Origin of the sequence: Microcoleus sp. Pol11C3, from assembly GCF_036701485.1 — a bacterium.
Classification (GTDB): Bacteria; Cyanobacteriota; Cyanobacteriia; order Cyanobacteriales; family Microcoleaceae; genus Microcoleus.
The window spans coordinates 1-12408 of sequence record NZ_JAUBQW010000167.1; the positions used below are offsets into that span (position 1 = coordinate 1).

Sequence of the window (12408 nt, forward strand, 5' to 3'; positions counted from 1 at the left end):
TTGTCATTGTCTTTGACTCCGTTTCAACTTGATTGACTTTGTTAAGATTCAAACTTGATTATAGGTTTGACTTCGGTACACCTATATAGAGCCTATTAGCGGTTTTTTGTCAAGTACAATTTATACCAAATTAGATGAGCTTACCCTGAGAAAATATGCTAGACATAGCACTTTTTATATTGGACTTTGGGGTGAATCATGGGTCGATTCAATGTCTAGTAATTGGCTGGTTGTTGTTGAATTAATGTCTTTGTACCCACACAAACTACCTAATTATCAACAAGGCTTGAGAGCTATGAGACTTATTCAATCAGCGTTATAGGCAACTTGTCGCCCCGACAGATCTTCTTCAAAGCCCGCGAGATGGTGCGTGAGCTAATTTGCCCCTGCCAAAGTGTGGCCATCTCCATTTGGGTTTTATCCCCATGAGTTTGGGCTTGCCTCGCGAAATTTTGCCCAATCAGTGATTCTATGACCATTACCAGGCGGTTGATTGGGCAATGCTTGACAGTCTCCAGTTTGGGTCTGTCTCGAAATCCACAAGTTAATGGTGTTGCGACTAATGTTTAACAGTTGACTGACTTCACTAATCTTCAAGCCATTCAGCTTGATAGCTTGGATCACCTTCTGACGAAGGTCGTAACTGTAGGGTTTGGGCATGGGGAAAGATGAGATCCGGATTTGGGGCTACTTCTAGTCTACGTCTTAACCGCCTTGGCGGCTGCTATATTTGCTATTTTATCCATCATTACAACTATCTTTTTAGCCAATAAATATCTAATCACTACATATTTATTACTACCGCCATTGATGAGTTGGCAACTCTGGGTAGCTAGGGATTTAGTGGTCGAGAATATACTACGCGGGGCAATCTGCTACTATCAATTTAACTTTACTGACGTGTTGCCCAATCAATGTTGTCGGTTTTAGTTGACATTGGTACTCCGGCTCAACTACCTAAACAGAGGGGAAAATCCCCTGGTTGGGAAAAAGGAAAGGTACGTACTAAGGCGCCGTGCTATCCCACTGTTAAAAAACGGATTTCTCGACGCAAAAAGTCTTCAAGATTAGCTGTTTAATCTCCTGCTTTTTGAGTTTTTGAGCAACAGCTTGCCTGAGCTTAAAAGGCAGCTACTTTTAGCTCCGACCATTTTTTAGTCTACACTCCATCTGATAACTTGAGCAAGTTATTGTCAGGAAAAAAAGCCGGGATTCAACTGGAGATATTGTCTATTAATTTTCACAAAAAGTAGACACTAAAGTTAAAAAAGTTTGATGGCTGTGATTTTTCAAAAATACCAGTAACATGAATCACATCTGCGGAATGTGGGCTTTAAGTAGTGTTGATTTACTTATCTTGCATTTTACATCGACTTCTTATACCAGTTTCCCAAAATAATCCAACTCTAGGCTAACTCCCAACCTATATCCAGTAAGTTATTACCTCTCTAAAACCCAAAATCAACCATCAAAAATTGTCTTACTTCTTCCTTCGGATATCAAACTCCATTTTACCGTCCGTCATTTAACCCCATTAGCTACTACTCCCAATACTTTAAAATCGGCTACCTTGAGTTGATCTAAGGCTTTGCTTACCAGGCCGCGATCAGTTTTTTCAATTTTTACTATCAGCACTGTACCATCAGTTTGAGAAGCTAGTAAATGACCGTCAGCTAAACCCATTAAAGGTGGCGTGTCGTAAATTACTAAATCAAATAAGACTAGGAATTGTTCCATTAAATAGTGCATCTTTCTGGAAGAAAGTAATGTAATTGGATCTGGGGGAACAGTACCAGCAGTGAGCACAAAAAGATTGTCATCGTCTGGCAATCGCTGAATAGCCTCATTTAAGCTTAAATCAGAAGTCAAAGTATCGCTTAAACCTCTCATATTTGATATGCCAAGGTATGCGTGCAGTTGAGGAAAACGCATATTAGCATCTACTAATAATACTCGTTTACCCACAGCAGAAGCCGTTTTAGCTAAATAAACTGCTACCGTGGATTTACCCTCACCTTTAATGGTCGAAGTGATGGTTAAAGAATTTATCGGGTGTTCAGCATTTAATAACTGAATATTTGTGTATAAGTAGTGAAATGCCTCTATCACCGGAAAATCTTTGTAATTTGATACTATTATTCGTTTTAAGCTTGCACTTTTAGTAGTTGAACTTACGCTAGTGAATTTAGGTGGAACACTTTCGCCTCTACGAGATTTAATTTTTATTGCTTTGGCGATCGGAATTACTCCTAAAAGAGGGCATTTAGTTGCTGACTTTATTTCTTCCGGAGTATGAAAAACAGTATTTAAAACTTCTACTAGGAAACCTATAGCAATGCCTAGTAAACTACTAATAACGATCGCGATCGCTAGTTGGCGGCGGGTTGGTTTTGGGGTTACTGGAGAAATATCACCCTTTTCGTCTGTGACTAAGTGTGGTTTAGATATAATTTGCCAAGAGCTATCAATTTGACCAGCATCAAGTTGTAAAGTTTTTTGTTTTTCTAGGAACAGTTTTAGAGTATCTTTAGCTAGTTCTAGTTTTAATTGTATGTCATCATAGCGACGTTGAGCTTGGGGCAGTTGAGTTATTTGTGCTTGCAGTAAATTTTGGCTCTTAGTTATCAATCGCTCGCGAGCTTCCAACTGTTCTACTTGTGATTTCATCTGAAAGAGGACAGACTCAGCTTCTTTTTGCATTAAATCGCGCAAACTTTGCTGCTTTTCCCGCAAAGATTGCATGGGAAGGCTATTTTCATAAAATTGAGTAGAGCTTAAAGCTAATTGCGACTCTATTTCATTTACTCTGCCCATTAAACTTTCATAAGACTTGGGGCTAATCTCCACAATCCAACGATTATCGCCCGTTAAAGATCTTTTTTTATAGCTTTCATATTGCTGCCTACTTTCTGCTAGTTGTACTTGCACTTCGAGGCGACGATTAGTTAAACTATCTAGCTGATCTGATAGGCTGCGGCTGCGTAGTTCTGGTTGATTAAAGTTATACTTAACTCTTAATACTTGTAATTCCTGTTGCAAATTATCTACTTTCTGCTGGAGAGGTGATATTTGTTTAGCAATATAATCTATACTTTGTTTGCTAACTCTTAAGCGCTCTTTGCCCATATATTCTACGTAATATTTGGCAATTTCTTCCAGCACATATTGGATGCGCTTGGTGTCTCGATCGCGGTAGCTAATATCTAAGAGCTTAGTGCCCCCCTGCTTCCCATCTCGCAAGAAAGTAACACGTTGGATAGTCAAGCGGGTGTTGAGAATTTTATAGTTCAAATTGGGATATCTTTGTTGCAATTTATTAACTAATGGTATTAGCACTTCGGGGCTTTTTAAAACGCGCGTTAAACTTTGATAGTCCACCGAGGAACCTTCTTCCGCTGATGACTTAATTTTGTTTAAGTCGGTGATGCCTATACTGTTATTTTGAGCTTGGACTAAGAGCTTTGATAGCCGATCGTCAGTCGTAAGGGGTTCTGCTAAAGCTGTAAATTTTCCTTCATACTCAGTAATAGATTTTTTGGCCGCCCTGATCACCACAGTACCGCTCAAAGTAGCGAGGCTGGCAGTTACTATCGCCATCACCAGAAGGCGACGTTTCACGACAGCTATTACCCAATTCATATCAAGGACTTGGTCATCCTCTTCTGGGGTACTAGCTACGTAGTTACGGGAGGGTGCAGACAGATAGTGACCATTAAGATCATCCTTTGGGGGAGAAAACAGCTTTTTATCCATAAGGCTAATTTTATGAAATTCCTAATTTCCTAAGAGTCTGAGTAGCTCTATTAGTCGGGTGGGAACGAGAATTCCACCGATAATACTACTAGCTGGTGTGAGAACAGTGGTAATGGTGTCTACCAAGGTAGCAGTCCTCGATCGTCCCACTATAATTATGTCATTATCTTGAATAAGTGGGTTGGTTTGAGCATCGATTCCTTGATTCAAATTAATTGCTACTTCCGATCTGGATATAGTTCCATTAGGATTCAGCCTGATCAGTTCCACGGATCTCGAGTTAGCGCGACTTAGTCGGAAACCCCCCGCATTCATAATTGCTTGATTTAAGGTAGTATTAGGAGGTAATTTGAGCCCACCCGGAGTATTGACTTCTCCGATAACACTCACTTGCACAGTCGCCGGAGCAAAGCTAGCAGTAGCTAAAACAGAAACTTCTCCTGGGTCGAGCGCCGTCGCGGTCGGGACAAATATGATATCCCCTTCTTGTAGTATAGTATCTTGAGAGGTATCTTGTTCTTGCAAATATTGCCAGAGGTTAATAGTCCTGATTTGTTGTTGGCCACTTCTAGTATAACGTTGGAGTTGGATTTGGCGAATATCAGCGATTGAGGTGATGCCACCAGCTAATTGTAGAGCACGAATGATGGTCGGTTGTCCACTGCTTCTTTGACCATTTTGGGTATCACCACCGATCGCTACATATCTACCGGGACGCTTCACCTCTCCGAAGACTGAGACAGTACGGGGTTGCTCTGCGGGTATAGAAAAATTAGATTCACTAACTTGATTTGTTTCCGCTAAATTAATTGTTTCTTGAGGGGGAACCAATATTTGATCTCCATCTCGCAATGTGATGTCTTGGGTGGTTTGACCAGTTTGTAAATAATCCCACAGGTTATAAGTGATAGTTACTTCTTGGTTAGCCTTGATACGCCGTCGGACAATTACCCGGCGGATATCAGCGCTAGCTCGAATACCCCCAGCTTTTTCTAAAGCTTGAGGAAGCGTAGGAAACTGAACTGATGGTGTATTTCCACCTCCATTAGCTAGGGGCAATGAGTAGGAGCCGGGACGACTTATTTCACCCGACAACCAAATATTGAGCGGGCGGGCAGCTTGTAAGCTGATGGTAACTAAAGGTCTTTTTACGACCCGGCCATAAGCTCTAGTGATAACTTGGGCTGCCTGTTCTAAAGTTAATCCTTGAAGGGAAACACTACCAATAACCGGGATTTGAATAGCTCCCCCAGCGGGAATTTGATACACCCCACTAAGCTGGGGCAGATCGTAGATATCAATTCTAATATTGTCTCCACCACCTAGATAGTAGTCAGTATTAATGCTTATTGTGGGGGCTGGGGACTGAGCGAGGTTGGTTTGAGGGTAGGAGAAAGTGAGTACCAGCGCCAGCAGTGGCACTTGTAAGGCAGGAAGGGTAAGCCATTTCATAGATAGTAACAAATTTGATGATAGAGGTAAAGCCATGAAAGAGATTTTAAGAGTGCCGATGTTTGCGTTGATGCTTTTTTGTTTAGCGCTTGTCCTCTGTGTAACTCTTTATATTTTAGTCGCACGTCATCCCAAATGGGGTCTCACATTAGAAAAGATTTTTGTGGGGATACTTTTTTTTACCATCACTGGTGGTTCGGGGCTCATAGCGATGCCCTTTACTAAACTCAATCCTAAAGTTTTATACAATTTAGAAAGTACACCCCCAACTATTATTGGTCAACTTGTTATTTATGGGACCATGATATTAATGTTATTTCCCCGATTATCTAAAACTACTAAAAAAGCTGTTTCTGTAGTAATTAAATGGATAGCCGGAGACATTTTTTTAGGTTTGTTTTTGTTGATTATGACTTTGTCTGGCTTGTGGTCAGAAACTCCTGAAGTTACTTTTCGGGCTATTTTTGCTATTTGGGAAATAACTCTGGTTTCTATTTATGTAGGGAAAGTGTACAGTTGGTTAGAAATTTATGGATTATTGAGATGGCTAACAGGTTTATTAGCTTTATGGGGAGTTGTGAAACCAAATCCAGCACTGGACGGTTGTTGGACAGGAGTTTTTGGCCATAAAAACCCTTTTTCTTTTCAAATGGCTAATACAGCTTCTTTATGGGTTTTATATGCTGTTAAGGAGCGTAAATATCGATATTTATCATTATTTATTACTTTAATAGCGTTAGTAGGATTGCAAAAAGGTTGTAGTGGTGCTAGTCGGATTTTGACACTTGTATTAATCAGTTTGTGGAGTTATTTAGCCCTATTAAAAAAATTACCTGTTAAATGGGCTTTTCTCTGCTTTATCTTATTTTTGGTGGGGAGTATAGCTATAAGTATTTTGGTGTTAAATAATTTAGAGGCTATTATTGTGGATGGTTTGAACAAAGATATGACTTTAACGGGTAGAACCGATTTTTGGCCTTTAATTATTGATCGAATTAATCAAAATCATCCCCTATTTGGTTATGGAATGGCAGGATTTTGGCAGCCTTGGCGTGGCTTGGAAAACCCAGCTTACGGCATTCTAGTAGCTAAATCTGGTTTTGTGCCACCCCACTCTCACAATGGTTTTATAGATATACTTTGCGAACTGGGGTGGGTGGGATTATCATTGTTTGTTTTGTCATTTTTTAATAATATATTTAGAGGTATAAAGTACCTAGTTAAAGAAAGTTTTCCCGAGTCAGGTTTGCCTTTGTATCTATTAACATTTACGCTAATGACTAATTTGACAGAGGGGGGATTATTTGGTATTGGTACTTATTGGTGTTGGTATGTAGTTTTATCGGTAAAATTGAGCTTAGATAGGACAGCTAAGGATAATCCACAATGATGATGTCAGCCTTTGGTGAGGCCCATTAGGGGAATCTTTAAACAGAATAGGCATTTACCCGACTTCTTAAAGAAGTTGGGGGTTTAAAAGCGATCGCATTTTACGTTTAATTAAGTGGGTTCACTTAACATGACTTGCAATTGTTTCACTCTCCACCGTTGCTTCCATGGGCCAAGAATTTTCCATCTCTACTGTTTGTTTCGGCTGATAAACTGCCAAGTCGAACCAAAAAGTCGTACCCACATTAACTTCGCTAACTAAATTAATTTTAGTATGGTGCTTGTCAATAATGTTTCTGACAATAGAAAGACCTAATCCCGTTCCTTCTAAAGTGTGTACTCGGTTTTCTACCCGGAAAAAGCGATCGAAAATTGCTTGTTGATCTTCGGGATCTATGCCAATTCCCGTATCAGAAATTTCAATCCGCACTACCGGAAAATGTCCGGCATTCGGTGACAAGTTGTGGTTCCCGGATTTGCCGTCTTTGTTAGTCGCAGCCTCCGACTCTAGCAAATACGCTCGAATGGCCACCTTGCCACCGGACTGAGTAAATTTTAAGGCATTTCCTACTAAATTTGCAAATACTTGCAGTAACAAATCGTAATGACCTAAAGCAGGCGGCAAATACGGGTCAACTTCTTGCTCTAATTCAATGCCTTTATCCTTAGCATTCAACTGATAAGTCCGCAGGGTTTGTTCGACAGCTTGCGGGAGGTCAACAGCCTCCAAGTGATAAACTCGGCAGGATTCCAGTCGCGACAAGTCTAACACGTCGTTAACTAAACGAGTTAGTCGATCGGTTTCTCGATTGGCAATTTCTAGAAATTCCCTGCGCTCGCTTTCTAGAAGGTCTTCTCCGTACTCGTGGAGAGTCTCAATAAAAGATTTGATATTAAATAAAGGCGTTCTCAATTCGTGAGAAACATTGCTGATAAAATTGCTTTTAGCCTCATTGAGTTCTACTTCCCGAGTGATGTCCTGCACTGTCATTGCAATGCCTTTGAGACTTTCTCGGTAATTTCCAGAACCTTGATGCTTCGAGGTTTGCTCGTAGAAAGTACACTCTACAGCTAGCGGGCGTTGTGGCTCGGTACAGGTATCTTCCTCATGGCGGATGCAGCTTTTGCACAGCGGTTCGGCACCAGGCGCTTTGTGCAGAATGACTGTAGTTAAAACAATCCGAATTGTACGGTTAACGGGTTCGCTCATAGAGATGCGAAATTCGCCGCCTTCGCGATCACCCGCAGCTATTTCCTGCAAAGGTCTCGCCAAGTCCTGCTGCACTTCCGAAGGCAAAATGTTCAGAACATTTACTCCGAGCGCATTTTTACCTTCCCATCCAAAAATCCGCATCCCCGTCGGATTAACTAAAATCACCTGCAAATTTGCGTCTAATAAAAGCGCGCCATCAGCAATCGTTGAAACCAAAGTTTCTAACTTAGCTTTTTCCGCTGTCAGCTCTTCAATATTTTGTTCTTCATAACTTTCTAGTTTCTGGGCCATCTCATTAAAACTGCCAATCAACTCGCCCAATTCTCCACCCAAAGGGAGGTCAACTCGCTGCTTAAAATTCCCGCTGGCGATGTTTTTTACCCCAAAGACTAATTGTTTTATTGGCTGAGTAATTGTCAGGGCATTAAATACAGCTCCCAAAATTACCATCACCCAAATAGTGACAAATACTGCTAAAGTGACATCCCTAGTCAAGTTTGAAGAGATAACTGCTGCGGGATTTGGGTTAATACCGATCGCCAAAACTCCCAAATATTTGTCTTCATGAATTAACGGCACAAATACATCGGTAACTTCTCCATCAGGCGTCAAATGCTGCCGCACCAAAGGCAAAGAAGTTAAATTTCTCGCCTCAATATCGGCGATAAAATTATCGGGAAGTTTGATCTGGCGGCGCAGCGTCAGGGAAGTTTCCACCTCGGATTCCGAAAAGGGTATCCCCAGGAAAATATCCCCCGCTTCGTCAGCGTAAAGCATATAGCGAACGCTGGAAGTGCTGCTGTAAAATTGGCGGGAAAAGCGAGCGACTTCGGAGCGATCGTTTTTGGCAATCAGCGGCGCCACATTTGCCGCCAACAGCAGGCCGAGGTCACGGCCGTAACGAGTATCGTTAAGTCGGGCGTCTTGCTGGATAGTATTCACGGCCCAGAATGTCAGGCCGCTCATAATTAACGACACTACGAGGGTAGCACCGGCCATCAGGCGGGTCTGGAGGGTAAAATCCGACCACCAGCGGGCAATAATTTCTCCGATTTTGTTTAGTATGGCCAGCATTTCACCAGTTCACCAGTTCAATATTAAAAGCAAGATCAATTCCGTTGGCTCCCGATCGAATTTTCTGCTGCGACTTGTCCGCTACCGCCACCGCAGAGATACCAAACTTCATTGTTACATTTCTACATTGAGATTGCTTGGCTTTCGGATGGCGGCCGATGTCACAATTCCTAATTTTTATCGCCCAACGCTCGGCGGCCGATGTCCCGACGGCAGTAGACCCCTTCAAATTGGATGCAATCAACTGCTGCATAAGCTTTGGAGATAGCTTGTTCCAAAGTTTCTCCCGTCGCAGTCACGCCCAAAACCCGGCCGCCGTCGCTCACCAACTGCTGCTGTTTCAACTGCGTGCCAGCCTGAAACACTTCTGCTCCTTTGGCTTCAGCGTCCTCGATACCTGTGATAACTTTGCCTTTTTGATAACTTCCAGGATAGCCCCCAGAAGCCAAAACTACGCAAACAGAGGCCCCCGACTTCCAGCGAATAGAATTTTCACCGAGACGCTGCTGACAGCAGGCCAGCACCAAATCTTCCAAAGGAGTTTCCAGCAGCGACAAAACCGCTTGAGTTTCGGGGTCTCCGAAACGGCAGTTGAATTCTAAGACTTTGGGTTCTCCGTCGGGGGTAATCATTAAACCTGCGTAGAGTACACCCCGGTAGTCGATTTTGCGTTTTTGCAGTGCTGCGAGGGTGGGTTCGAGAATTTCTTCTTGAATCCTTTCCATGAGTTCCGGGGTGACAATGGGGGCTGGGGCGTAGGCTCCCATACCGCCGGTGTTGGCTCCCTTGTCGCCTTCGCCGATAGCTTTGTGGTCTTGGGCCGGCAGCAACGGTTCCACTGTGATGCCGTCGGTGAGGGCGAGAATCGAGACTTCTTGACCTGTTAAGAATTCTTCGACGACTACTCGGATGTTGTCGGTGCCGAATTCGCCTCGGAAAATGGTGTTGATGGCGCTGTGAGCCATTTTGACGGTGGTGGCAACGGTGACTCCTTTGCCTGATGCGAGTCCGTCTGCTTTGATAACTATTGGGGTTCCTTGTTCCAGAACGTATGCTTTGGCTGCTTCTGCGTCTGTAAATACGGCAGCTTTGGGTGTGGGGATGCCTGCTTCGAGCATCAATTCTTTGGCCCAGGATTTGCTGGATTCAATTTGGGCACCGGCTTTGGTGGGCCCGAAAATCATGAGTTTTTTCTGTTGGAAATAGTCGGCGATGCCTAGCGATAGGGGCAATTCGGGGCCGACGATGACTAATCCGATGTTGTTGACCATCACAAAGCGTTCGATGCCTTGGAAGTCGTCGATGTTGAGCGACAGATTTTGACAGCCTTGGGTGGTAGCTGTGCCGCCGTTGCCCGGTACGCAGAATACTTGTTTAATCCGCGTAGATTCTAGCAGTTTTTTTGCGATCGCGTGTTCGCGCCCTCCGTTTCCCACAACTAAAACTTTCACAGTATCCTCACCTATAAATTTTGTTCCCTGAATGTCTGATTTTCAGTGTTGGCATCTGTCTATCTGCTTTTTGCAGTGCTGTCAATTATGCCATGCTTGGCGCTAGGGAATTGCTAGATGTGGCACTTTTCTGGAGGGGTGGGGTTCGACGGCTGTTTCTCAATCGCTGGGAGCGTGCAATAATTAAAGACTTTAGCGGCCCAATTTTTCTAGGTTCTGCCTCGATTTAATCAGGGAATTAAAACTATTTTTTGGCTTTTAACTCTTCACTTACTGTAATTCATCCGGGGGCAAATAGCGATAAGATAGGCAGGTTGACTTTGCGGAATTTTACTCACATGAAATCAAATCAAACCGCTGCGAGTTCGTCTGCCAAATTTAAGCGGGTGGGCGTTGTCGGCGGTGGCCAGCTAGCTGCGATGATGGGGGATGCTGCTAGGGCGCTAGGTATTGAATTGGTAGTACAAACTCCCCATGCTACTGACCCGGCAGTTTCGGTGGCTGCTGGTGTTGTTTTGGCTGCTGTTGATGATGTTTTGGCGACGGCTCAATTGGCGGCTGGCTGCGATGTTATTACTTTTGAAAATGAGTTTGTGGATTTGGATGGTTTGCGGTCGCTAGAACAGCAAGGTGTGTTATTTCAGCCGACTTTGTCGTCGCTTTCTCCTTTGTTGGATAAGTACGTCCAGCGCTGTTATTTACAAGGTTTGGGTTTGCCAACTCCGAGGTTTTGGGAATGGGATTGCAGCGCGGATTTGCCCCCAGAATTGTTTAAGGGGGTTGCGATCGACTTTCCGGCAATTTCTGTTTCTGACAGCGTGCAGATGGAAGGAGACTCGGCTGCTGGCTCGATCGACTTTCCCTTTGTCGTCAAAGTTCGCCGCCACGGTTATGACGGCCAAGGTACTTTTATTGTTAAGGATGGGGGGAGTTTTGAGTCAATTCGTGCTAAGCTCAAGGGTCAGTCTTTGCTAGTGGAAGAGTTTGTGCCGTTCGATCGCGAGTTGGCTGTGATTGCAGCTCGATCGGGAACTGGGGAAATTGCGATTTATCCGATCGTGGAAACCCAACAGCAAAATCAAGTTTGCCGCCTGGTGATTGCACCTGCTGATATTAGTTCAGATGTGAAAACAGAAGCTTGTGCGATCGCCCGCACTCTCCTCAACAGTTTGCAAGCTGTCGGCGTATTCGGCATTGAATTATTTTTAACCGCCGATAATAAGCTGTTAGTCAATGAAATTGCACCCCGCACTCACAACTCGGGACATTTTACCATCGATGCTTGCAAAACTTCACAATTTGAACAGCATTTGCGCGCAGTTTGTCAACTGCCTTTAGGCAATTCGGATTTGAACTGTGCAGGCGCTGTTATGGTAAATTTGCTGGGCTACGAGTCGGCTGAGTCGGATTATTTAACCAAACGAAAACAACTGGCACAAATTAGCGGTGCTTTTGTACATTGGTATGGTAAGAAAGTATCGCGCCCGGGCCGCAAACTCGGTCACGTTACAGTTGTGCTCGACGCGGACAAGGTGGCTCAGGGGCGATCGTCAGCAGAGGATCTCGCTCAAACCGTAGAATCTATCTGGTATGCAAGTTAAATTGCTCGAAGCTTGCCAAAATCTGGTTAGTTGGTATATATTAAATAAAGGTTCTACTGCGACGTTGGTGACTGCCAATAATGTTTTTTTGATCTATAACTCTTAACTCTCGGGAATCAAGATGTTTGGACAGCAGTAAACTGGGCTTGTACCCAGAAACTTTAAGTCCGAGCCAACGGTACCCACCTGGTAAAATACCAGGTCAAAAGCTGAGGTAAGACGGCGTTGCGGGGAGCCATTAAAATTTTGATTGAGATAGGCGCTGTGAAATATGGCTAGCCTATTTTTTTTGATATGTGGTGATTGAGAATTGGAAATCTGTGGGTTTATTTTATAAATTTTTGAGTGAGAGGAAAACCGCAGATTAAGGCAGATAAACACAGATAAACGCAGATAATTGGCTCTTCAGAACTTATGGTGATAACTTTATCTAATAAAAGATAGACTCGTGCATAAGACTAGAAGCTGAAACTCA

General features: G+C 43.4%; 6 protein-coding genes, 1 other RNA gene and 1 pseudogene. 3 read left to right on the forward strand and 5 right to left on the reverse strand.

From position 1 onward, the window contains the following. Positions 1–341: 341 nt before the first annotated feature. From QUA40_RS25170 to QUA40_RS25180, 3 genes and pseudogenes are all read right to left on the reverse strand, one after another. Positions 342–660 (reverse strand): annotated as a pseudogene (locus QUA40_RS25170) (helix-turn-helix domain-containing protein); the annotation flags it as partial. An 861-nt stretch (positions 661–1521) separates the two neighbouring features. Continuing rightward, the gene (locus tag QUA40_RS25175; protein ID WP_333130946.1) at positions 1522–3753 is read right to left on the reverse strand and encodes a polysaccharide biosynthesis tyrosine autokinase; all 2232 of its coding nucleotides are present in this window, start codon (positions 3751–3753) and stop codon (positions 1522–1524) included. 21 nt (positions 3754–3774) lie between these two features. Continuing rightward, the gene (locus QUA40_RS25180) at positions 3775–5205 is read right to left on the reverse strand and encodes an SLBB domain-containing protein (protein ID WP_333130948.1); all 1431 of its coding nucleotides are present in this window, start codon (positions 5203–5205) and stop codon (positions 3775–3777) included. Positions 5206–5239: 34 nt separating this feature from the next. Between QUA40_RS25180 and QUA40_RS25185 the strand changes: the two genes are divergently transcribed. After that, on the forward strand, positions 5240–6595 hold the full coding sequence (locus QUA40_RS25185) for an O-antigen ligase family protein (RefSeq protein WP_333130950.1): 1356 nt from the start codon (positions 5240–5242) through the stop codon (positions 6593–6595). Between the two features lie 120 nt (positions 6596–6715). Here QUA40_RS25185 and QUA40_RS25190 read toward each other — a convergent pair whose 3' ends face one another. Both QUA40_RS25190 and purD read right to left on the reverse strand, forming a co-directional pair. Further along, positions 6716–8881: an ATP-binding protein gene (locus QUA40_RS25190; protein ID WP_333130952.1), complete on the reverse strand. Its 2166-nt coding sequence runs from the start codon at positions 8879–8881 to the stop codon at positions 6716–6718. A gap of 170 nt (positions 8882–9051) precedes the next feature. Next, entirely contained in the window at positions 9052–10332 is a 1281-nt protein-coding gene (gene purD, locus QUA40_RS25195) for a phosphoribosylamine--glycine ligase (protein ID WP_333130954.1), read from the reverse strand. 338 nt (positions 10333–10670) lie between these two features. Here purD and QUA40_RS25200 point away from each other — a divergent pair, with 338 nt between their 5' ends. Next, positions 10671–11933: a 5-(carboxyamino)imidazole ribonucleotide synthase gene (locus tag QUA40_RS25200; RefSeq protein WP_333130955.1), complete on the forward strand. Its 1263-nt coding sequence runs from the start codon at positions 10671–10673 to the stop codon at positions 11931–11933. 50 nt (positions 11934–11983) lie between these two features. After that, a non-coding RNA gene (gene ssrS, locus QUA40_RS25205) (6S RNA) lies at positions 11984–12171 on the forward strand. Positions 12172–12408: the final 237 nt, after the last annotated feature.